At 63.6% G+C, this 20,372-nt stretch carries 23 protein-coding genes; 18 read left to right on the forward strand and 5 right to left on the reverse strand.

Annotated features, from left to right (window positions below; translation table 11 throughout):
• Positions 1–106 precede the first annotated feature (106 nt).
• From HPY67_14530 to HPY67_14560, 7 genes are all read left to right on the forward strand, one after another.
• Positions 107–1,231, forward strand: a complete 1,125-nt coding sequence (locus HPY67_14530; GenBank protein ID NPV05932.1) for a glycoside hydrolase family 3 protein — start codon at positions 107–109, stop codon at positions 1,229–1,231.
• Between the two features lie 213 nt (positions 1,232–1,444).
• A complete protein-coding gene (locus tag HPY67_14535) occupies positions 1,445–2,947 on the forward strand; it encodes a bifunctional metallophosphatase/5'-nucleotidase (GenBank protein NPV05933.1) in 1,503 nt (500 codons plus the stop codon).
• 11 nt (positions 2,948–2,958) lie between these two features.
• Entirely contained in the window at positions 2,959–3,162 is a 204-nt protein-coding gene (locus HPY67_14540) for a hypothetical protein (protein NPV05934.1), read from the forward strand.
• Positions 3,163–3,311: 149 nt separating this feature from the next.
• Positions 3,312–4,319, forward strand: a complete 1,008-nt coding sequence (locus tag HPY67_14545; GenBank protein ID NPV05935.1) for an NAD(P)/FAD-dependent oxidoreductase — start codon at positions 3,312–3,314, stop codon at positions 4,317–4,319.
• 34 nt (positions 4,320–4,353) lie between these two features.
• Positions 4,354–5,094 (forward strand): hypothetical protein, encoded by a 741-nt coding sequence (locus HPY67_14550; protein NPV05936.1) that lies wholly within the window; start codon positions 4,354–4,356, stop codon positions 5,092–5,094.
• 66 nt (positions 5,095–5,160) lie between these two features.
• Positions 5,161–6,516, forward strand: a complete 1,356-nt coding sequence (locus HPY67_14555; protein ID NPV05937.1) for an FAD-dependent oxidoreductase — start codon at positions 5,161–5,163, stop codon at positions 6,514–6,516.
• Positions 6,517–6,619: 103 nt separating this feature from the next.
• Positions 6,620–6,865, forward strand: a complete 246-nt coding sequence (locus HPY67_14560) for a hypothetical protein (protein ID NPV05938.1) — start codon at positions 6,620–6,622, stop codon at positions 6,863–6,865.
• A gap of 25 nt (positions 6,866–6,890) precedes the next feature.
• Here HPY67_14560 and HPY67_14565 read toward each other — a convergent pair whose 3' ends face one another.
• Positions 6,891–7,046, reverse strand: a complete 156-nt coding sequence (locus HPY67_14565; GenBank protein NPV05939.1) for a hypothetical protein — start codon at positions 7,044–7,046, stop codon at positions 6,891–6,893.
• Positions 7,047–7,165: 119 nt separating this feature from the next.
• Between HPY67_14565 and HPY67_14570 the strand changes: the two genes are divergently transcribed.
• Positions 7,166–7,633, forward strand: a complete 468-nt coding sequence (locus tag HPY67_14570; GenBank protein ID NPV05940.1) for a DUF2147 domain-containing protein — start codon at positions 7,166–7,168, stop codon at positions 7,631–7,633.
• Positions 7,634–7,899: 266 nt separating this feature from the next.
• Positions 7,900–8,976: a M48 family metalloprotease gene (locus tag HPY67_14575; protein ID NPV05941.1), complete on the forward strand. Its 1,077-nt coding sequence runs from the start codon at positions 7,900–7,902 to the stop codon at positions 8,974–8,976.
• Between the two features lie 75 nt (positions 8,977–9,051).
• On the opposite strand, the gene HPY67_14580 is transcribed toward HPY67_14575, so the two are convergent.
• Together HPY67_14580 and HPY67_14585 are read right to left on the reverse strand one after the other, a co-directional pair.
• Positions 9,052–9,702, reverse strand: coding sequence for a lytic transglycosylase domain-containing protein (locus tag HPY67_14580; GenBank protein ID NPV05942.1), 651 nt, complete (start codon positions 9,700–9,702; stop codon positions 9,052–9,054).
• Between the two features lie 191 nt (positions 9,703–9,893).
• Entirely contained in the window at positions 9,894–10,721 is an 828-nt protein-coding gene (locus HPY67_14585; GenBank protein NPV05943.1) for an SDR family NAD(P)-dependent oxidoreductase, read from the reverse strand.
• 140 nt (positions 10,722–10,861) lie between these two features.
• On the opposite strand from HPY67_14585, the gene HPY67_14590 reads away from it, so the two are divergent.
• Positions 10,862–11,092, forward strand: a complete 231-nt coding sequence (locus tag HPY67_14590) for a hypothetical protein (GenBank protein NPV05944.1) — start codon at positions 10,862–10,864, stop codon at positions 11,090–11,092.
• A 70-nt stretch (positions 11,093–11,162) separates the two neighbouring features.
• Here HPY67_14590 and HPY67_14595 read toward each other — a convergent pair whose 3' ends face one another.
• The gene (locus tag HPY67_14595) at positions 11,163–11,366 is read right to left on the reverse strand and encodes a hypothetical protein (protein NPV05945.1); all 204 of its coding nucleotides are present in this window, start codon (positions 11,364–11,366) and stop codon (positions 11,163–11,165) included.
• 65 nt (positions 11,367–11,431) lie between these two features.
• Here HPY67_14595 and HPY67_14600 point away from each other — a divergent pair, with 65 nt between their 5' ends.
• Positions 11,432–11,890: an LEA type 2 family protein gene (locus HPY67_14600; GenBank protein ID NPV05946.1), complete on the forward strand. Its 459-nt coding sequence runs from the start codon at positions 11,432–11,434 to the stop codon at positions 11,888–11,890.
• An 87-nt stretch (positions 11,891–11,977) separates the two neighbouring features.
• On the opposite strand, the gene HPY67_14605 is transcribed toward HPY67_14600, so the two are convergent.
• The gene (locus tag HPY67_14605) at positions 11,978–13,360 is read right to left on the reverse strand and encodes an MBL fold metallo-hydrolase (protein NPV05947.1); all 1,383 of its coding nucleotides are present in this window, start codon (positions 13,358–13,360) and stop codon (positions 11,978–11,980) included.
• 121 nt (positions 13,361–13,481) lie between these two features.
• On the opposite strand from HPY67_14605, the gene HPY67_14610 reads away from it, so the two are divergent.
• From HPY67_14610 to tkt, 7 genes are all read left to right on the forward strand, one after another.
• Complete coding sequence (locus tag HPY67_14610) at positions 13,482–14,183, forward strand: class I SAM-dependent methyltransferase (GenBank protein ID NPV05948.1); 702 nt, start codon at positions 13,482–13,484, stop codon at positions 14,181–14,183.
• A 97-nt stretch (positions 14,184–14,280) separates the two neighbouring features.
• Positions 14,281–15,231 (forward strand): monofunctional biosynthetic peptidoglycan transglycosylase, encoded by a 951-nt coding sequence (gene mtgA / locus HPY67_14615; protein NPV05949.1) that lies wholly within the window; start codon positions 14,281–14,283, stop codon positions 15,229–15,231.
• 70 nt (positions 15,232–15,301) lie between these two features.
• The gene (locus HPY67_14620; GenBank protein NPV05950.1) at positions 15,302–15,748 is read left to right on the forward strand and encodes a DUF1499 domain-containing protein; all 447 of its coding nucleotides are present in this window, start codon (positions 15,302–15,304) and stop codon (positions 15,746–15,748) included.
• Complete coding sequence (locus tag HPY67_14625) at positions 15,745–16,467, forward strand: glycosyltransferase family 2 protein (GenBank protein NPV05951.1); 723 nt, start codon at positions 15,745–15,747, stop codon at positions 16,465–16,467. Before HPY67_14620 ends, HPY67_14625 begins: the two co-directional genes overlap by 4 nt.
• 9 nt (positions 16,468–16,476) lie before the next feature.
• Positions 16,477–17,163 (forward strand): TVP38/TMEM64 family protein, encoded by a 687-nt coding sequence (locus HPY67_14630; protein NPV05952.1) that lies wholly within the window; start codon positions 16,477–16,479, stop codon positions 17,161–17,163.
• Positions 17,164–17,181: 18 nt separating this feature from the next.
• Positions 17,182–18,195: a glucokinase gene (gene glk / locus HPY67_14635; protein ID NPV05953.1), complete on the forward strand. Its 1,014-nt coding sequence runs from the start codon at positions 17,182–17,184 to the stop codon at positions 18,193–18,195.
• Complete coding sequence (tkt, locus tag HPY67_14640; protein NPV05954.1) at positions 18,192–20,231, forward strand: transketolase; 2,040 nt, start codon at positions 18,192–18,194, stop codon at positions 20,229–20,231. The genes glk and tkt overlap by 4 nt, the downstream gene beginning before the upstream one ends.
• The last annotated feature ends 141 nt before the right edge of the window (positions 20,232–20,372 follow it).

Consider the following 20,372-nt stretch of genomic DNA (forward strand, 5'->3'; position numbering starts at 1 on the left):
GCGACAGGGCATTTATTACAATCCCGAGGCCGCCTGAGGCAACAGAAATCTTCCGTCACCGCGCGACCCCCTATCTTTTTGGCCGGTTATCCGTTAAGAAAGGTCCATGCGTCGGCTCATCCCTTTTCTGATCGCACTCGCACTGCTTTTCGGGGCAGCGCCCGCGGCGGCCGGCACCGGTACGGAGCCAAGCCTCGATGCAAAAATCGGCCAGATGATCATGGTGGGGTTCCGGGGCCTCAGCGTGACCGACGGGGCTCCCATCGTGCAGGATATCCGCAAGCGTCACATCGGGGGCGTGATCCTCTTCGACTATGACGTCCCAACGGGCACCTGGGGTCGCAACATCGCTTCCCCCGGCCAGCTTCGCCGGCTCATCGGCGCCCTGCAGGAAGCGGCTGCGACCCCCCTGTTCGTCGCCGTCGACCAGGAGGGGGGAAAGGTCGCCCGGCTGAAGGAGAAGGCAGGCTTTCCCGCGACGCAGTCCCAGAAAAGACTCGGCGCCCGGGGCGACCCCGGCGGCACGGCAAGACAGGCGGAGCGCACGGCGAAGACGCTGGCGGGTCTGGGCATCAACCTCAACTTCGCCCCCGTGGTGGACCTCGATCTCGACCCGGCAAACCCGGTCATCGGAAAGCTCGAGAGGAGCTTTTCCCGCGACCCCGATACGGTCAGCCGCCACGCCCTGGCCGTTATCGAGGCCCATCGGCGCCACGGCGTCCTGACGGCGCCGAAACACTTCCCGGGTCACGGGAGCGCCGCGGGGGACACCCACGAGGGGTTCGTCGACGTGACGGGCCGTTGGTCGGCCGTGGAGTTGAAGCCCTTCGAGCGCCTGATCCGCAGCGGCCGGGCCGACCTGATCATGACCGCCCATGTCTTCAACGGCGATCTCGACCCCGAGTGGCCTTCGACCCTCTCCCGGAAGACCCTGACCGATCTGCTGCGGCGCGACATGGGGTTTGCGGGGGTGGTGATCACCGATGATCTGCAGATGAGGGCCATCGCCGCCCGCTACGACTTCGAGACGGTCATCGGGCGGACGATCCTCGCCGGCGCCGACATCCTGCTGTTCGCCAACAATTCCGTCTACGAGGAAGACGTCGCCGCCCGGGCCGCGGCGGCGATCCGCGCCCTCGTCGAAAAGGGCGTGATCCCCCGGGAGCGGATCGACGAGTCCTACCGGCGGATCATGAAGCTCAAGGAACGCCTGTCCATGCGAAAGAGGTGAGGGAGCGCAGGGAGCAGCGAAACAGAACGACCGCGTCTCGTTTCCGTCACGGGATGTGTCCCCCGGGCCCGGCGGCCGGTGTCGAAAAACCAGGGCTTTTTTGCTTGATCCGCCGAATCCCGTCAATTACAGTGAGGCTTGCGGCGCGGCCCTTGCATCGGGTCGGCACTGCATCTCGTTCGCAGGAAACAACCACACGGGCGGTGTCACGGCATGAAAAGAATCCCCGCGGTTCTCGCTGCATTGCTGATCCTCCTCTCCTCTTCGTTTCCCGGCGCGGCGGCGGCCGAAACGGTCGACCTCACCGTCCTTCACATCAACGACTTCCACGGCAATCTCCTCCCCAAGCCGGGCAAGGAGGGCAGGCCGGCAACAGGCGGCATCTCCCGGATCGCGAAGATGGTCGCCGAGGAGCGGGAACAGAACCCCGACGGAACGCTCCTGCTCTCCGCGGGTGACATGTTCCAGGGCACGCCCATCTCGAACCTCTTCCGGGGCAGGCCCGTCATCGAGGCCATGAACCGCATGGGGCTCGACGCCATGACCGTGGGCAATCACGAGTTCGACTGGGGGATGGAGGCCTTCCACGACCTGAGGCAGGCGGCGGCCTTCCCCTTCCTGTCGGCCAACATCGTCGACGGTCAGGGGGCACTGCTGCCGGGGGTCAAGCCCTATATCCTCGTCCCCAGAAAGGGGCTGAAGATCGCCGTCATCGGCATCACGACACCCGAGACGCACTACGCGACAAAGCCGGGGAATCTCCAGGGGTATCGGGTGATCGCCGTCGAGAAGGTCCTCCCGGCGCTGATCGGGAAAGTCAGGCAGGAAGGGGCCGGCACGGTGATCGTCCTGTCGCACCTGGGACTCGACGAGGACAGGGAGATGGCCTCGAAGGTCGGCGGCATCGATCTCATCGTGGGCGGACACAGCCACACCGAGGTGAAAACGCCGGTGGTCGTCGGCTCGACGATCATCGTCCAGGCCGGCTACTACGGGCAGCACCTCGGGGTCCTGAAGATATCCGTGGACAAGGCTTCGGGGAAGATCGTCCGGCACCCCGCGCGGGGGATCCTGCGGAAGGTCCGGTCGGGCCCGGCGGACCCCGTGGATGAGAAGGTGGAATCGATCGTGAGGAGGTACGACAGCCAGATCCGCGAGGAATTCGGGCGCATCGTCGGAGAGACACGGGTCGACCTTGCCAAGCGGCCCTTCGAGTCCAACCTGGGCAACCTCGTCACGGATGCCATGCGCGAGGCGACGGGAGCCGATGCGGCGATCCAGAACAACGGGGGGATCCGGACGACCGTGCCGAGGGGGAAGATCACCCTGGAGCAGGTTTACATGCTGCTGCCCTTCGACAACAACCTCATGACCCTGGAGCTCACGGGGTCCCAGGTCGCGGAGATCCTCGAGCACAACGCGAAGACGGAGGGCATGCTGCAGGTGTCGGGGCTCAGGGTGGTGTACGACATGGCGGCGCCGGAAGGTTCCCGGGTCAAGGAGCTGTTCATCGACGGGAAGCCCGCAGAGCACTCGAAAACCTACCGGGTGACGACGAACGATTTCCTCGCGGCAGGCGGGGACCGCTTCGGCATGTTCCGCGAGGGGAAGAACGCCGTCGTCGGGGACAACGTGCGGGACGCGTTTCTCGATTACCTCAAGAGACACTCCCCCGTCTCGCCCCGAACGGAAGGAAGGATCGTGGTGACGCCATGAGCACAGACAAGATCACCGTCTATGTCAACGGCAGCGCCGTTGAGCTCCACCGGGGCATGAAGGTGAAGCACGCCCTCATTGCCTGCGACCAGTCCCTCTACGACGCCGCGGAATCCGGCGAGCTGGCCGTGCGCGACGCCAGCGGGTTCGTCGTGGGCCTCGAGGGGTCGCTGCGCGACGGGGCGAAGCTCTTTACCGGCAAGCCCGACGAGTGAAGGCAGGCTGGAGGAAAAGAGCCATCTGCTGCGTTGTTCCCCTCCCCCTTCGTTCGACGTACGTCTGCGCTCCTCGAAATGACGGACGCCTTGCATATGGCCCTTTTTGACCAGCCTGAGGAAGCTCTCTTGTCTGTCTTGGTGAGCAGGTGGGCAACCGGTTCGACGTGATCATCATCGGTGCGGGACCGGCGGGAATCGCCTGCGCGCAAGCGCTGGCGGGCTCGCGCCTCAGCGTCCTGGTGCTCGAGAAGAACGAGACGATCGGCCCCAAGGCCTGCGCGGGCGGTCTGACACGCACGGCGGTCGGGTTCGGGGTCCCGCGGGACCGCGCCCGCCTGTTTCCCGAGCAGGTCATCTGCATCGGGGACCTGCCGCCCTTCCGCATCGCGCTGAACCACCCGATGGTGACGGTGAGCCGGGCGGATCTTGCCCGTCATCACCTCGCCGGGCTCGAAAAGGCTCCCAACATCGAAATCGCTGCGGGGGTGAAAGCGACCGGCCTTTCCGACGGCACGGTCTCGACCACCCGGGGTGCCTTTTCCTTTCGGCACCTCGTGGCCGCCGACGGCTCGCAGTCCCTCGTGAGAAGACATCTCGGGCTCCCTACCCGGTTCGGCGTCGGCCTGTACTACGAAGTGCCCCGGCTTGCCGACGAGGTCCGGTTTCACTTCAAGCCGACGATCTTCCGCTCGGGGTTCCTGTGGGTCTTCCCGCACCGCGACTGCACGAACGTCGGGATCGGGTTCAACCCCGAGAGGCTCACGGCGGGACTTGCCAAGGTGATCCTCCAGCAGTTCGTCAAGGAGATGGGGTTTGCCGCAGACGGTGTCCGCCTCAAGGGCGGGACGATCAGCCACCTGTACCGGGGCTTGCGTTTCGGGAACATCTTCCTCGCGGGCGACGCGGCGGGACTGGCGTCGAGGGCAACCGGCGAAGGCATCCCGTTCGCCCTCGTGAGTGGCCGTGAAATCGGGCGGGCCCTGCTCGAGCCCGGCTACCGGATGCCCGAGCTTTCCCGGATGCTCGCCTTCAAGCGCAGGCAGGAGAGATACTGGGGCCTTTTCGAGGCCCTGCCCCGGGCGCAGAAGACGCTGCTGGCCGCGTATCTCACGATGATGAAAAGGCCGTGGATGCAGGCCTACATGGGATATTAACAGTCGGGGGATGAGGGAACCGGGCATCGGAAAGATGAAGAGCACAAACGTCCGCTACAAGCCGGGCAATCTCGGGGATCTGCTCAAGCACGGCTGGCTCGTGGAGATCGTCCGGTTCCTCGATCGGCACAGCCCGGGCATCCCCCTGCGGTATGCCGACACGTTCTGCGGCTATGCGGAGTATGACATCGCAGCGGCGTTGGCGGAACGCATCCGGGAACGATTCCACGTCCTGCATTTCCGCAGGCTCCAGGAGCCCTTCCTCGCCCGCGGGAAGTACGCCGGCAGCGTCACCCTCGCCGGGCTGGCCGCGGAGGGCCGCCTCAGGCCGTTTCTGTTCGACACCGATCCCGAGGCCCTCGCCAGTTTCCCCGCCGGGCACGCCGATCTGCTGGAAATGCGGTCGGGCTGTGATATACTCGAAACGGACGATCCCTTTGACCTGATCTTTCTCGACCCCTACGGCGACACATGGGCCGACTGGGAGGGAGTCATCACCAGAGCCGCGGCACGCAGGCGCAGCGCGTCGATCCTGATCTTCCTGCCCTTCCGTGACGCGGCGCTGGGGGAATCCCTTGCGGCGGCTCTGGACCGGCTCGGCATCAACTGCATGAGGGGGATCGTCAGGAACCCGGGCAGTCCCCTGGACGGCAGACACCACTTCGCCGCGGTGTTCATGCCCGCGGCCGCGCTGAGCACCGGTGCCGTGCTCGGGCTTTTCGGCGAGCTCAATGTCGTCACGGCCCGCGTCAACGCGCTTGCAGGCCCTCCCTGAACCGATACGGGCACAGTCCATGCACGAGCCCGAAGGGTGGGGTCACCCTTCCAGCGGGAGGCGGTCATGAAAGAGTACGAGGTCATCATCGTCGGCGGCGGCCCCGCGGGGATCTTCGCCGCCTTGACGCTGGCCGCAGGCGGCGCGAGGGACGTCCTGCTGCTCGAACAGGGCAAGGGGATCGGGGACCGCAGCCGCAGCTGCGCCGGCGACATGCTCTGCGGTTGGGGCGGTGCAGGGGCCTACAGTGACGGCAAGCTGACCCTTTCGACGGAGGTGGGGGGGCACCTCGGGGAATTTCTCGACGACAAGTCCCTTTTTGCCCTCCTCGCCGAGGCCGACCGCATCTACGTGGAGCACGGGGCCCCGGACCGGCTGTTCGGCGATCTCTCTCCCGCGGTGGAGGAGCTTGCAGAGAAGGCCCGCCTTGCCGGTCTCGAGTTCATCCCCTCCCGGATCCGCCACATCGGCACGGAGAACTGCGTCAACGTGCTGGGAAGGATGTACGAGTCGCTCGCGGGCAGGATCGAGATCTGCACGGACTGCCGTGTGCAGTCGATCCTGGCCCGGGAGGGCCGGGTCACCGGGGTGAAGCTCGCCGACGGCGAGACCCGCTGCGGCCGCCACGTGATCGTGGCGCCCGGCCGCTCGGGGGCCGCGTGGATGAAGGAGGAGGCAAAAGCCCTGGGGATCCGGACGAGGGCCAGCGCCGTCGACATCGGGGTCCGCGTCGAGCTTCCCGCCACGGTCCTCAAGCCTCTCACCGACGTGAGCTACGAGTCGAAGCTCGTCTACTACTCGAAGAGCTTCGACGACCGGGTGCGCACCTTCTGCATGAACCCGTACGGGGAGGTGGTGGCCGAGAGCAACGAGGGGCTCGTCACGGTCAACGGCCACAGCTACGCGTCCAGGAAGTCCGAAAACACCAACTTCGCGATTCTGGTGAGCAGCTCCTTCACGGAGCCCTTCGACGACCCCATCGCCTACGGCCGCTATATCGCCCAGCTCGCGAATCTCCTGGGCCAGGGGGTCATTGTCCAGCGTCTGGGCGACCTGATGCAGGGCCGCCGATCCACGAAGGACCGCATCGCGAAATGCCTCACCCGCCCGACCTTGGGCGATGCCACCCCGGGGGACCTGAGCTTCGTGTTCCCGTACCGGCACCTCAAGAACATCATCGAGATGCTTCAGGCCATGGACAGCCTGGCCCCGGGCGTCAGTTCCCGCCACACGCTGCTCTACGGGGTGGAGGTCAAGTTCTATTCAAACCGCATCGAAGTGTCGAAGGAACTCGAGACGCGAGTCGCCAACCTCTTCACCGTCGGCGACGGGGCAGGCATCACGCGGGGGCTTCTGCAGGCCTCGGCCAGCGGCATCCTGGCCGCGCGGGCGATCGCCGCGCGTCTCGGTCTCAGCGGGTAGGTCACGGCCGCCGCATGACGTTCGGGATTCACGAAGCGACGGAGGTGTGTCGATGAGATGACTGGGGATATGGCTCGCCGTTGCGGGCCTGGCAAGTCTGTGGATGGTTTTTTCGGCCCTTCAGGCCGGCGACGTCGGCGGGGCCACGCTCTTCTTCGGCTTCGCCCTGCTACTCGGCCTGGTCGCGTTCGCCCTGCTTCGGCAGTGGGGCACGGGGTGTGCAGCCGAAGCGGAAGAAATGAATACCGCCCCGGTCCGATTCGTGCCGCACCGGTTCCTCATGGCAGCCCTGATTGTCACCGCCCTTGCGGTCCTGGCGGCCTTTCTGGTGCCGCTCGTCCTGCGCTAGCCGGATGACTCCCGGGAGGGCCTGCTTACAGGCGCCCGTTGAGGACCAGGCTGATCCGCAGGTCGCCGTCGATCCCGTCGAAGAGATCGCGGATCTCCCAGGCACCGCACAGGTTGAGCTTTTTCTCTTTCTTTTCGAGGGCTTCTTCGGTATGCTGCTCGTCGATCGATACGAATGTCATGGGGGTCCTCCCTGCCGTCTGCACGGCGGCGCACCCCTGACAGACCCGGCAGCGTTTTGCCGCAGGAAGCGGCCCGTGTCAAGGAAAATCCGCCGTATCTCTTGATAAGGAGGGGAATGATGAAGAGGATTGGAATCGCTCTGGGGTTGATCGTGGCGTGTCTGTCCGCGTACTCCGCGGTCCATGCAGCAGACACGGATGCAATTGTGGGGAAATGGTGGAACCAGGAAAAGGAATCCCAGATCGAAATTTACAAAACCGATGGTAAATATTTTGGGAAAATCGTCTATCTGAAAGAACCTGTATATCCCGCAAATGATCCGGAAGGGATGGCGGGAAAAACGAAAGTAGACAGGAAGAATCCAGACGTAAATAAAAGAAATACCCCTTTAATAGGGCTAGTTTTGCTATCAAACTTCACCTATACTGGGGACAACCTTTGGGAAAACGGAACCATCTATGACCCCCGCGATGGTAAAACATACAAATGCAAAATGACATTAGAATCGCCAGATATTTTGAATGTTCGTGGATTTATTGGATTCTCTCTGTTGGGAAAGACAAACACATGGACAAGAGTCAAATAGTTCATTGATTGGTCACGTATAGATCGTGAAAAATCCCGCCCACAATAAGTTGTATGCTGAATAGGATGAGGGGGGAATGGCACCCCCTTTGCAAATCACCGCATTCGTCCATGTCCTCAAATGTAAAGTATTCAAAAATTATATGCTCTCATTATCAATAAATAAAAAGGGAGGCACATTAGAAAACCAAGGGGAATTTCTATTACTTAAGTGACTTATGGATCATAAATGAGAATTTTAATTACTTTTTCGAGGGGGGGAAAAGTATGATAAAATTTTCAATCAAATTGCTTATTGTTTGGCTCTCTCTTCTTGTTTTGTTTGGCTGTGGACCTAAATTGAAGAAAATTGACATTTCGGATCCCGCGGTAAGAGCGGAACGTGAAAAACAACAGCAGTTACTCGCCGAAAATTTCCTAAAACAACAATCCCGTCTCATGAGAATATCTGGGCCAATTTTATGTTCTGCGGCCGAATTTGCACCTGCTGAAAAGGTGAATGCATATTATGGTTTATTTTTTATCCACAAGGACATCATTTCGCAGGAAATGAAAAATACATTTGTGAGGATGTATGGGCTTGGTGAAAATCCAAAAGTTCTCTATATAGCTCCTGATTCTCCAGCAGAAAAAGGAGGTATCAAAAACGGTGATGAGATTTTGAAAATCAATGGCAAATCCTTTAATGGAAAAGAAATTTACAAAATTTGGGCAGAGGAAAGAAAGAAGTCAACAAACATTAACCTCACTGTTTCCAGAGAAAAAGAAGTCAAGAGCGTTACATTGAATGGTATTCCATCTTATTCTTCAGCAGTATTGCTCAGTTCTGATCAGAGAATTAACGCATATGCAGATGGGACAAATGTTGTAATTTTCATGGGTATTATGAATGCGCTTTCTGATGAAGAAATATCAATCATTGTCGGACACGAAGTGGCACACAATTTACTCGAACATGTTTCTAAGACACGGGGTAATGCAGCGCTTGGAACAGTTGCGGATGTCATCGTTTCCGGCTTACTTTCATTCGCAGCAAGAACACCGATTAGCACAAGAGGTGCGTTCACCAATGTTGGGGCGACAGTATATTCAAAAGAATTTGAGGGTGAAGCGGATTACATGGGGTTGTATTTGTCCGCACGTGCTGGGTTTGACATAAAACAGGCTGCGGACATGTGGAGAAAGATGGCTGTTTTGAATCCTGGAAGCATCAAGGAAAAATCTTATTTCTCAAGCCATCCGAGTTCTCCAGAGCGTTACCTTGCCATGGAAAAAACGATTATCGAAATCGAATCTAAGCGTAAAGAAAACAAGCCGTTGATTCCCGATAAACGATCGGAATAAAAACAAAAAAATGACAAGATCGATGGCACAGAGTCTCCGATCTTGTCATTTCTTTTTTTACATGCAGTCGACACCCTAATCCGAGACGACCTCGGGCCGCATCGACACGATCGCCGTCCGGCCCTCCTTGGGCTCCGCGCTGTACTGCTTGTACAGGGCCAGGACCCGCTTGACATAGCCCTGCGTCTCTGCGTAGGGGGGGATGCCGCCGTACCGGGCCACGGCCTTCTCGCCCGCGTTGTAGGCCGCGAGGGCCAGGGGCAGGTGGCCGTTGTAGACGTTCATGAGATAGCGCAGGTACTTGACGCCGCCCTCGATGTTGGACTCGGGCTCGAAGCTGTCCTTCACCTGAAGGGTCGAGGCGGTCTTGGGCATGAGCTGCATGAGGCCCTGGGCACCCTTGGGCGAGACGGCCTTGTGGTTGAAGTTGGACTCGGCCTTGATGACGGCCTTGACGAGGGAGTAGTCGACCTTGTACTTCTCCGAGGCCTTCTGGATCAGGGGCCCGTACTTGGTCATGTCGATGCCCGCCTTGATGATCACCCGCCGCTCCTTGATCCAGAGCTTGTAGTTGGGGCTGGTGGGCAGGTTGGTGATGTGCATGACCCCGTTCTCGTCGGTGTAGCGGTAGATGTCGGCGCGGGCCTCCGCAGCCGGGAAGAGGGTCCCCAGCGTCATGCCGACCAGCACCGCGGCGCAGAAAACGGGTTTGGCGATGAGGCGCATTCGACGCCCCGACGGGTTCGAGGTGTTCATATCCGGCTGCTTCTTCTATCAAATTTAGGCTTTCGGAGAAAGCCGAAACATGCGAGGTCCTTTCCGCGCGAAAAAGGCTTCAAGAACCGTACCACCTCTATGGTTATCGGCACAAGCGGCCATAACCTGAATGCCGTCCTGCCCTCTTGCCTTCTTGCCCTCTATTTCTGCCCCCGTCCCACCCAGGTCTTCATGCTGCCCGTGACACCCAGGATGACGACGAGAGCCTGGAACCAGGAATCGGGCAAAAGCCTCAACCGCGGGATCAGGTGCACCGTGAGGGGGCGCTTCGGGGAATACCTGCCCTTTTTCAGGGCCGACTCCACGATCGCCTCGGCGATCACGTCGTGATCCTTCAGCAGCGGCGCGATCAGGTTGCCGAGGAAACCGAGCTTTGCGCCCTCGAACATCCCCTTGGCGATGTAGCTCGGGTGGATGGAGGACCACCGCACGCCCTTCTTTCCCCGCTCCCATGCCTCGAAGCGCATGGACTCCGTGAGGCCCCAGACGGCCCACTTCGTGGCGGCGTACATGGCAAGCGAGGGGACCCCAAGGGTGGCCGAGGCAGAGGAGATGTTCACGATGTGGCCGCTGTTGCGCTCGTACATCGCGGGCAGGAAGGCCCGGATCGTGTAGATCATGGAGGTCAGGTTGACGGCGATGGTCTTCTCCCAGGCCTCGTCGGGCTGATCGAGGAAATCTCCCCCCATGACGTAGCCGGCGTTGTTGATGAGGATGTCGACCTGTCCCATTTCCGCGGCGGCCGTCTTGGCCAGCTCGTAGACACGGGTCTTGTCCGTCACATCGCAGACGTGGGCGAAGACCTTCCCGCCCATCGCCCCCAGCTCACTCTTTGCCCCCTCCAGCGCCGGGGCGTTGAGGTCCCAGAGGGTCACGGCGCATCCCTCCCGGACAAGCCTCTTCGAGGTGGCCAGGCCGATCCCCATGGCCCCGCCCGTGACGACGGCCCCCTTGCCCTTCAGATCCATTCGATCCCCTCCTTCCCGGGTTCAACTCCCCGACCCGGACGGCCTGAATCAATCCTTAATGAAATCGAACCGGTTGCCGATATACCCTTCAAGAGACCCGGCGATTCGCACTGTCTGCGCAAACCGCGCAAGGAGAGAACATGAGCGACAGAGTCAACGTGATCTTCTCGGGGACGAACAGGAATTTCCTCTACAACTGCGAAATCCCCACGTCCGTCCTGCCCCGCAACGGCGACCGGATCTGCCTAAGCATCCCCGGCCACAGCAACATCCGCTGCTACGTGGAGGACATGGAGTGGCAGTACGCCGAGCTCAACCAGAGAATCGACACGTCCATCGTGGCCAAGGTGAAGATCCTGCAGGAGGACTGACTCCGTCAGCGTCTGCAGGCTGCACGGTTTTCGGCCGTGCGGCAACCCGGCTGACCCGCCCGCGAGGGGCCTAGAGCCTCCTGGCGATCATCTGCAGCACCGTGCCGGCGATGAGCAGAAAGAAATACACCCGGCCGATCAGCAGGATCTGCTGCGTCGAGAGGATCCCCGCCATCCCCAGGGCGATCACGACGGCAAAGAACACAAGCCCCCACACGATCAGCCAGTAGGCGAATCTCGCGTTTCTCAGCCATGACCGCCAGCGGGGTTCCATCACAGGACCTCGACAAATCGGATTGCGTGTTGACAGCCCGCCCTCTTTCCCCTAGAACGGTTGCCATGCGAAAGGCAAACCGTTCGATCCCCCTGGTTGCGCTGCTGCTTGCGGGCTGCGCGGGTCTTTTCTTCGAGGAGCCCGTCATCACCCTCAAGGAGATCCACCTGCGGCAGCTCACCCTGAACGACGCCTCGCTCGTCTTCGTCGCCGAGATCCGGAACCCCAACGGCTACGAGCTCCGGTTGAAATCGCTCGACTACACGGTCCACCTCGGCGGGCGCGAGGCCGGCAGCGGGTCGCTCGAAAGGGAGGTTGCCGTCCCCGCCTCTTCCTCGGCCCCCGTCGAGATCCCCGTCACGGCGCGATTCGGCAGCCTGGGGGGCGTCGTGAAGCTCTATGTCACCGGCCGGGAACTGCCCTACAGAATCGAGGGCAAGGCGCTCGTGAAGGCCGGCCTCTTCGACCGGACCTTCCCCTTCTCCCGGACCGGTACGCTTTCCCCTAAAAAGACAGGAAGTTAAGAAGTTGAGAAGCTAAGAAGTTCGGAACAATCGAACATGCTTCCCATTCTCCATTTCCCAACTTCACGGCTTCGCAATTTCCCAGCTTCAAATTTCAAAGGTGTCCCCCATCGCCGGCACCTTCGTCGCAAAGCCCAGCGTCTCCTGCACCTTCCTCTCGAACTCCAGGACGCTCGCCTCCTCGCCGTGGACGATGAAGACCTCGGGCCTGTTCCGGAACAGCCCCAGCCACTCCAGCAGCTCCTTCTGGTCGGCATGGGCCGAGAAGCCGCCGATCGTGTAGATGCGTGCCCGGACGGCAACCCGGTCGCCCAGGATGTTGATCTCCTTTGCGCCGTCCACGATGAGCCGCCCGAGGGTGCCGCGAGCCTGGAAGCCGACGAAGACGACGCTGCACTCCGGCCGCCAGAGGTTGTGCTTGAGGTGGTGGCGGATGCGGCCCCCCTCGCACATCCCGCTTCCGGCCATGACGATGATGTTCGAGGGGATCTGGTTGATCTTCATGGATTCCTGGACGGAGGTGGTGTAGTGGACGCGGACGGTCTTTTTCGCCTTCGTGCCGAAGAGGCTCTTCGCCTCCTCGTCGAAGAGCTCGGGATGCGCGAAGTAGACCTTGGTGGCCTCCTCGGCCAGGGGGCTGTCGATGTAGATGTCCAGCGGCACGGAGAGCCGCCCCTCGCGAACGAGCTTGTTGAAGATGTAGAGCAGATCCTGCGTGCGGCCCACGGCGAAGGAAGGGATGAGGACCTTTCCGCCCCGCTTGAAGGTCGTGCGGACGGCATCGGCGAGCTCCTCGAGGCTGTCCTCGGCGCTCTTGTGGAGCCGGTTGCCGTAGGTGGACTCGACGACAACGTAGTCCGCCCGGGCCGCGTGCTGGGGGTCCTGCAAGATGGGGTTGCCCTTCTTGCCGATGTCGCCGGAGAAGAGGATTTTCCTCTCGGGGTTGTCCCGGTACCAGACCTCCAGCGTCCCGGAGCCGAGGATGTGTCCCGCGTCGCAGAAACGGTACCGGATCAGGCTGTCGAGGGCATAGATCTCGCCGTACTGCTTCCTCTCGAAAAACGGGATGGATGCGATGGCATCCTCGACGGTGTAGAGAGGCTCGGCAGGCGTGTCGATGCCCGCCCGCAGGTTCTTCTTCGTCATCCACCGGGCGTCCATCTCCTGGATGTGGGCCGAGTCGGCCAGCATGACCCGGGACAGTTCCGCCGTGGCGGCCGTCGCGATGATCCTGCCCTTGAAGCCCTCGCGGACCAGGCGCGGGACGAGCCCCGTGTGGTCGATGTGGGCATGGGTCAGGAAGACGGCGGCGATCGCCTTCGGGTCGAACCGGAAGGGTTGCCGGTTCAGGGTGTCGGAATCGAGACCCTGGTGCATCCCGCAGTCCACGAGGAACTGCAGGCCGTCGACGGAGAGGTGGAAGCACGAGCCCGTGACTTTTCGCGCCGCGCCGAGGAAGGTGATCTTCATGGGGAAGCCTCGCAGTCGGTTGCAGGGTGCCGTGGAGATGCAAGCTGGACAGGCGGCAACAAATGATTCATATACCAGATAGCGCGGGCGTGCAACCGAATTGAAGCCGGAGAAGGAACACGTGGACAGCAGGCAGTGCGTGAATCATCCCCGCCAAACGAAGGCGCGCTGGGACCGCCTGGCCCGGCACTACGGCCTCGTCGAGATGCTCTCGGAGCGGCACCTTCGTCCCTGGCGGGCGGTGCTCTGGCGCCAGGCGTCGGGCCGGATCCTCGAGGTCGGCGCCGGCACGGGGCTCAACCTCGAATTTTACCCGGCCGGCGCCGAGATCACGGCCTGCGACCTTTCGGGCGCCATGCTCCGCAAGGCCCGGGAGCGAGCCCGCGGGATGCCGCTTCGCATCACGTTCCACGAGGCGGACCTGTGCAGCCTGCCCTTTGCCGGGGGCCTCTTCGACACGACGGCGGAGACCTTCGTCCTGTGCTCCCTCGAGGACCCCGTCCCGTGCCTGCGCGAGATGGGGCGGGTGACGAGGCCCGGCGGCCGGATCCTTCTGCTCGACCACGTCCGGGTCGACCGCCCGCTCATCGGCCCCCTGATGGATCTTCTCAACCGTCTCACCGTGCGGTTCGCCGCGGAGCACATCACCCACCGGACGGAGGAGCTCGCGCGCGCCGCCGGTCTCGAGATCGTGGAGAGCCGGCGCTGCGGACCGATGGGGGTGTTCCAGCTCATCGCCGCCCGGCCCGATCACTCGCGCGTTCTCGCGCCAGGGCCCGATGGCAACCGCCGCCTCACCCCGACCGGGAACCGTCCCGGGTAAAGCCTGCCGGCCTTCACGCGGCCGTGAGACTCGATGGTTGATTTTCTTGCAGAATGACGATAGAACCTGCCGTCCACACCCGAGGTGAACGCAAGACATGGCCCTGCTGAAGAAGTTGTTCCGTTTTCTCGTCGTCGGTTTTTTCCTTATCGCGGGGGCGGCGCTCGTCTACGTCTCCACGGCCTTCTACTATGACGACGTCGCGTCGCTGCAGAGAAAGAACCCCGGCAAGACCGCCTTCATGACCCACAGGGAGATCGAATGGGAATTCAAGGGTCTCAAGAACAAGAAAATCCAGCAGCACTGGGTGTCCCTCCCGGACATCTCGCCCTATGCCGTCAAGGCCGTCCTCATCGCCGAGGACGACAAGTTCTTCGCCCACGAGGGGTTCGATTTCGAGGCGATGCAGAAGGCCATCGAGAAGGACATCAAGCTGGGCAGGCTCAAGTACGGCGGCAGCACGATCAGCCAGCAGCTTGCCAAGAACCTCTTCCTCTCACCGTCAAAAAACCCCCTGAGGAAGCTCAAGGAAGCCATCCTCACCTGGCGCATCGAGAACAACCTGTCCAAGCGGCGAATCCTGGAAATCTACCTGAATGTGGCCGAGTGGGGCGACGGGATCTTCGGGATCGAGGCCGCCTCGCGCCACTATTTCGGGAAATCGGCCGCCGACCTGTCGCCCATGGAGGCGGCGCGGCTCGCCGTCGTCCTGCCCAATCCCCTGAAGCTCAATCCGGCGGGGACGTCGAAGTACGTGGAGAAGCGGGCCGAGATCGTCTACGGGATCATGGTGAGGCGGGGCATCGTGGTCGAGGAGTACGAGGATCTCATGCAGTCGCCGGCCGATGAGCCTCCTGCCGACACGGGCGCGCCCAGGCCCCCCGGGCAGACCTCCGGGGCGGTGAATACGGCCGGGCGGAGGGACACCGACCCGGAAAAGAGGGAAGGCAGCGCCGCGGAGGAAAGGCGGGGCCCGTCCCCGTCGCAAGGGGAACGGGCGGAGGCGGACGTGGGCCGGCCGCCGAACGCACGGGATCAGGGCAAGTGAGACCCGTTGAACCAGACCGTGCTTGATGGTATCGTGATCGCCGGGAGACGGCCGCTGCCGGGGGTGAGCGATGAGACACCCATTCGTTCCTTTCCTGATGATTGTTCTGATGACGCTGAGCGGTTGCAGCAAGTCGGTTGCGGAAACGGCGGGCTTGAGGGATGGCAGGCTCCGGCCCTGCCCGGACAAGCCCAACTGCGTCTCCACGCAGGATACCGGCGACCGTCACCGCATCGAGCCGATCCGCTACGCGGGCGCGAAGGAGGAGGCCCGGGAAAGGCTCCTGGGGGTTATCCGGCAGATGGATCGCGCGACCCTCGTGAAGGCCGATGCCGGGTACCTGCATGCCGAGTTCCGTTCGGCGTTCTTCCGCTTCGTGGACGACGTGGAGTTCCTTTTCGACGACGACGCCAAGCTCATCCACTTCCGGTCCGCCTCGCGCACGGGGTACTATGATTTCAACGTAAACCGCAAGCGGATGGAGGACATCCGCAAGCGCTTCGCGGGGCCCCGATGAGCCTCGACGGGCTGTTACCGGGGAAAAGCCCCACGGTTTCCGTCATCGTCCCCGTCCTGCACGAAGCCGGCCGCCTCGATCCGCTCATCGACCACGTCCGGCAGATTGCCGGTGCGGAGCCCGTCGAGCTGATCCTCGTCGACGGGAGCCCCGACGGGGATTCGATCCGCACCGTGACCCGCGGGGGTGTGACCCTCCTGACGGCCCCGGCCGGCAGGGCGCACCAGATGAACGCGGGTGCCGCCGCGGCACAGGGGGATGTTCTTCTCTTCCTCCATGCCGACACGCGACTCCCGGCGGGTGCCTTCCGGCGCATCGCGGAGACCCTGTCGGACGGCCGCCATGCGGCGGGCGCCTTCGATCTGCGCTACGACTCGGACAGGCCGTCGGTGCGGATCATCGCCCGGGCGGCCTGCCTGCGATCGCGGATCACGCGGATCCCCTACGGCGACCAGGCTCATTTTTTCCGGCGGGATTATTTCGAGGCGAACGGCGGCTACGCGGATATCCCCTTCCTGGAGGACGTGGAGATCATGCGCCGCATCAAGGCCCGGGGCGGGCGCATCTGCATCCTGCCCGATCCCGTGGTCACATCGGCGCGGCGCCAGGAGAGCGAGGGCGTCCTGTACTGCACCCTGCGAAACTGGGTGATCATCGCCCTTTACTGCATGGGGGTTTCGCCCGGGCGGCTGGCGCGGTTCTATCGCAAGCACCAATGAGGCAAGGGCATGGCAGGCGGGCAGGACGCATCGGGGGCGCGAAGGAGAGACCTCTGGAAATTCGCCCTCTTCGCAGCGATCGTCCTGTCGCTGATCGCCCTTGCCCGCTTCTTCGGGCTCGGCGGGCGCATCCAGGAGCTTCGCGACTGGATCGCGGCCATGGGCCCGGGCGGGATGGCGCTCTACGTGGGCCTCTACATCGTGGCCGTCCTGGCCGCCCTGCCGGGACTGCCCATCTCCATCGCCGGGGCGGCGATTTTCGGGGCCTTCCGCGGGGTCATCCTGGTGAGCATCGGGTCCACCGTGGGGGCGAGCCTCGCCTTCCTCACGGCCCGATACCTCGCCCGCGACGCCGTGGCGCGCTGGCTCTCGGCAAACGAGAAGTTCCAGCGCCTCGACCGGCTGACGGAGAAGCACGGGGCGCTGATCGTCGCCTTCACCCGCCTCGTGCCCCTGTTCCCCTTCAACCTGCTCAATTACGGCTTCGGCCTTACGCGCGTCCCCTTCTGGACGTTCGTCTTCTGGTCGTGGCTCTGCATGCTCCCCGGGACCATCGTCTATCTCGCGGGGACCGACGCCGTCATCAGCGCCGTCACGACGGGAGAGGTCCCCTGGGCGATTGCCGGGGTGTTCGTCGCCGCGCTTGCCGTCGTCGTCCTGGCCGTGCGCATCGCCCGGGGGCGGCTGCAGGAATAACCGCTAAGGAGGTGACTCATGCTGCTGGCCGGTGACATCGGCGGCACCCATCTCCGCTTCGGCCTCTTCTCCAGGCAGCGGGGGCCGCGCCGCCCCCTGGCCCAGGCGGTCTACCGCAGTGCCGATCACGACAGCCTCGAGGGCGCAGCCCGGCATTTCCTCGGCAAGGCGGGCCATGCCGCAACGAAGGCCGTCCTGGCCGTGGCGGGTCCGGTGCTGGGGGGGCGCGCGAAGATCACGAACCTGCCGTGGGTCGTCGACGGGCGACGCATCCGCAGGGCGCTCCGTGTCGCGACGGTGACCCTGCTCAACGACGTCGAGGCCATCGCCATGGCCCTGCCCTTCCTGCGCCGGTCGGATCTCACCCGCGTGCGGGAGGGCACGGCCGCCCGACGCGGAAACCGGGCCGTCATCGCGCCGGGGACGGGCCTCGGAGAGGCCTTCGTGACCTGGGACGGGAAGCGCTACCGGGCCTTCGCCACCGAGGGGGGGCATGCCGACTTCGCCCCGGCCACGCCGCAGCAGGATGCTCTCCTTGCCTTCCTCAGGGGCGTCCACGGCCACGTGAGCGTCGAGCGGGTCTGCTCGGGCATCGGGATTGCGAACCTCTACCGGTTTTTACGGGACGAAGGCCGCGCCGAAGAGCCCCCGCATCTCGCCGAGGCGCTGGCCCGGGCCCCCGACCCGGTGCCCGTCATCGTCGAAAAAGCGCTTGACCCGGAAAATCCCTGTGATATCTGTGTCAGGGCCCTCGACCTCTTCGCCTCCATCCTGGGCGCCGAGGCGGGCAACCTGGCCCTGAAAACCCTGGCCACGGGCGGCATCTACCTCGGGGGAGGGATCCCGCCGCGGGTGCTCCCCTTCCTGAAAAAGAGGGATTTCACGGAGGCCTTCCTGCGGAAGGGACGGATGCGGGATCTCGTCGCGCGGATCCCCGTGCATGTAATCACGAACCCGGATGCGGCCCTCCTGGGGGCTGCGGTGCAGGGGCTCGGGGCCGAAACCAGAGCAAGGAGCCGATCGACCCGATGAACCAGACCGACACGCTTTGCATCAACACCATCCGCATGCTCGCCGTCGATGCCATCGAGCAGGCGAAATCCGGGCACCCCGGCCTGCCGCTGGGGGCGGCGCCCATGGCCTACGTCCTGTGGACGCGGCACCTGCGGTTCAACCCGGCAAACCCCCGCTGGCCCAACCGGGACCGTTTCGTTCTGTCCGGGGGGCACGGCTCCATGCTGCTCTATGCGCTTCTGCACCTGTCGGGCTACGAGCTTTCGCTTGCGGAAATCAAGAAATTCCGCCAGTGGGACAGCCTCACGCCCGGTCACCCCGAGCACGGCCACAACGGGGTCGAGGTCACCACGGGGCCGCTGGGGCAGGGAATCTCGAATGCCGTGGGGCTGGCCATCGGCGAGGCCCACTTGGCGGCCCGGTTCAACCGCGAGGGGTTCCCCCTGGTTGATCACTACACCTACGTGCTGGCCAGCGACGGGGACCTGATGGAGGGGGTGGCCAACGAGGCCTGCGCCCTGGCGGGCCACCTGGGCCTGGGCAAGCTCATCGTCCTGCACGACGACAACCGGGTCTCGCTGGCCGGCACAACCGATCTGACCTTCACGGAGAACCTGGCCCAGCACTACGGGGCTTACGGCTGGCACGTGCAGGCGGTCGAAGACGGAAACGACCTCGCCGCCATCGACGAGGCGATCGAGGCGGCGAAAAAGGAAACGGGCAGGCCCTCCCTCATCTGCGTCCGAACGGTCATCGGGTACGGTGCGCCCCACAAGCAGGGCCGCTACGAGGCTCACGGCGCGCCCCTGGGGCCCCAGGAGGCCGAGGAAACCCGGAAGAATCTCGGCTGGCCCCCGGAGCCGCCATTCCACGTGCCCGACGAGGCCCTGAAGGTCTTCCGCTGGGCCCAGTCGAGGGGCAGGCAGCTCGAGGGCCGCTGGACGGGCCTGCTCGAACGCTACGAGAAGGCCTTCCCCGAGCTGGCCGACGAGTTCAAGCGGCGCAAGGCCGACCTTTTGCCGGAGGGCTGGGACAGCGGGCTTGCCGCGTACCCGGCGGGGAAGTCCATCGCCACGCGCAAGGCCTCCGAGGAGATCCTGCAGGTCCTCGGGAGGAACATCCCCGAGCTGATGGGCGGCACGGCCGATCTCAACAACTCCGTCTTCGCCTGGCTCAAGGGCATGGGTGACTTCCAGCGGCCCGGGGAGAAGCCCGCCGGCGTGCAGGGCGCCGTCGGCGGCGAGTGGGGCTACGGGGGGAGAAACATCCACTTCGGGGTGCGCGAACACGCCATGGGCGCCATCGCCAACGGGCTTGCCGCCTACGGCGGGATCCTCCCCTTCACGGGGACCTTCCTCGTCTTTTCCGACTACATGCGCCCGCCGATCCGGCTTGCGGCGCTCTCGCACCTCAAGGTCCTGTTCATCTTCTCCCACGACAGCATCGGCGTGGGCGAGGACGGTCCCACGCACCAGCCCATCGAGCACCTCATGGCCCTGCGGGCCGTCCCGAACCTCACGGTCCTGCGGCCGGCCGATGCCAACGAGACGCTGGCGGCCTGGAAGGTGGCCCTCGGGCGGCGCAACCCGACGGTCTTCGTCTTCTCCCGTCAGAACCTGCCCGTCCTCGACGCCTCGAAGTACCCCGTCGCCGAGGGGGTCGCCCGCGGGGCCTATGTTCTCGTCGACGGGGGCGACAGCCCCGACATCGTCCTCATCGCGACGGGCTCCGAGGTGGCGCTCGCGCTCCGGGCGGCCGACGAGCTGGCGGTGAAAAGAGTGCGGGCCCGCGTCGTCTCCATGCCTTCGTGGGAGCTTTTCGGCGAGCAGCCCAGGGGCTACCGCGACGCCGTGATCCCCCCCGCGGTGAAGAAGCGGCTGGCCATCGAGGCCGGGGCCACCCTGGGGTGGTGGAAATGGGTAGGAGACGAGGGCGACGTGATCGGGATCGACCGCTTCGGGGCCTCGGCACCGGGCGACGTGCTCATGGAGAAGTTCGGGTTCACCGTGGAGAACGTCGTCGCAAGGGCGCTCAAGCTCCTGGGCAGGGACTAGGAAACCCGGACCGGGCGCGTCGGCCCCGGGGAAACCGCCGTCGGTCCGCTTGCCGAATCCGAAAAGATTGTGTATACAGAAAGCAGCGCGCCGGTGCGCTGCTTTTTCCTGCTCGGATGTCGACCCGCGGGTGTCCGCGCT

It is taken from the genome of Syntrophaceae bacterium (assembly GCA_013177795.1).
Taxonomy (GTDB): Bacteria; Desulfobacterota; Syntrophia; order Syntrophales; family UBA2192; genus UBA2192.

Bases quoted from the DNA above. Each gene is read 5' to 3' on its own strand.
- HPY67_14580 (NPV05942.1), bottom strand. From the start codon at position 9,702: ATGCGCCTCATCGCCAAACCCGTTTTCTGCGCCGCGGTGCTGGTCGGC.
- HPY67_14560 (NPV05938.1), top strand. From the start codon at position 6,620: ATGGTTTTTTCGGCCCTTCAGGCCGGCGACGTCGGCGGGGCCACGCTC.
- glk (NPV05953.1), top strand. From the start codon at position 17,182: ATGCTGCTGGCCGGTGACATCGGCGGCACCCATCTCCGCTTCGGCCTC.
- HPY67_14620 (NPV05950.1), top strand. From the start codon at position 15,302: ATGAGACACCCATTCGTTCCTTTCCTGATGATTGTTCTGATGACGCTG.
- HPY67_14550 (NPV05936.1), top strand. From the start codon at position 4,354: ATGAAGAGCACAAACGTCCGCTACAAGCCGGGCAATCTCGGGGATCTG.
- HPY67_14570 (NPV05940.1), top strand. From the start codon at position 7,166: ATGAAGAGGATTGGAATCGCTCTGGGGTTGATCGTGGCGTGTCTGTCC.
- HPY67_14555 (NPV05937.1), top strand. From the start codon at position 5,161: ATGAAAGAGTACGAGGTCATCATCGTCGGCGGCGGCCCCGCGGGGATC.
- mtgA (NPV05949.1), top strand. From the start codon at position 14,281: ATGGCCCTGCTGAAGAAGTTGTTCCGTTTTCTCGTCGTCGGTTTTTTC.
- HPY67_14600 (NPV05946.1), top strand. From the start codon at position 11,432: ATGCGAAAGGCAAACCGTTCGATCCCCCTGGTTGCGCTGCTGCTTGCG.
- HPY67_14605 (NPV05947.1), bottom strand. From the start codon at position 13,360: ATGAAGATCACCTTCCTCGGCGCGGCGCGAAAAGTCACGGGCTCGTGC.
- HPY67_14590 (NPV05944.1), top strand. From the start codon at position 10,862: ATGAGCGACAGAGTCAACGTGATCTTCTCGGGGACGAACAGGAATTTC.
- HPY67_14535 (NPV05933.1), top strand. From the start codon at position 1,445: ATGAAAAGAATCCCCGCGGTTCTCGCTGCATTGCTGATCCTCCTCTCC.
- HPY67_14585 (NPV05943.1), bottom strand. From the start codon at position 10,721: ATGGATCTGAAGGGCAAGGGGGCCGTCGTCACGGGCGGGGCCATGGGG.
- tkt (NPV05954.1), top strand. From the start codon at position 18,192: ATGAACCAGACCGACACGCTTTGCATCAACACCATCCGCATGCTCGCC.
- HPY67_14595 (NPV05945.1), bottom strand. From the start codon at position 11,366: ATGGAACCCCGCTGGCGGTCATGGCTGAGAAACGCGAGATTCGCCTAC.
- HPY67_14530 (NPV05932.1), top strand. From the start codon at position 107: ATGCGTCGGCTCATCCCTTTTCTGATCGCACTCGCACTGCTTTTCGGG.
- HPY67_14565 (NPV05939.1), bottom strand. From the start codon at position 7,046: ATGACATTCGTATCGATCGACGAGCAGCATACCGAAGAAGCCCTCGAA.
- HPY67_14625 (NPV05951.1), top strand. From the start codon at position 15,745: ATGAGCCTCGACGGGCTGTTACCGGGGAAAAGCCCCACGGTTTCCGTC.
- HPY67_14630 (NPV05952.1), top strand. From the start codon at position 16,477: ATGGCAGGCGGGCAGGACGCATCGGGGGCGCGAAGGAGAGACCTCTGG.
- HPY67_14575 (NPV05941.1), top strand. From the start codon at position 7,900: ATGATAAAATTTTCAATCAAATTGCTTATTGTTTGGCTCTCTCTTCTT.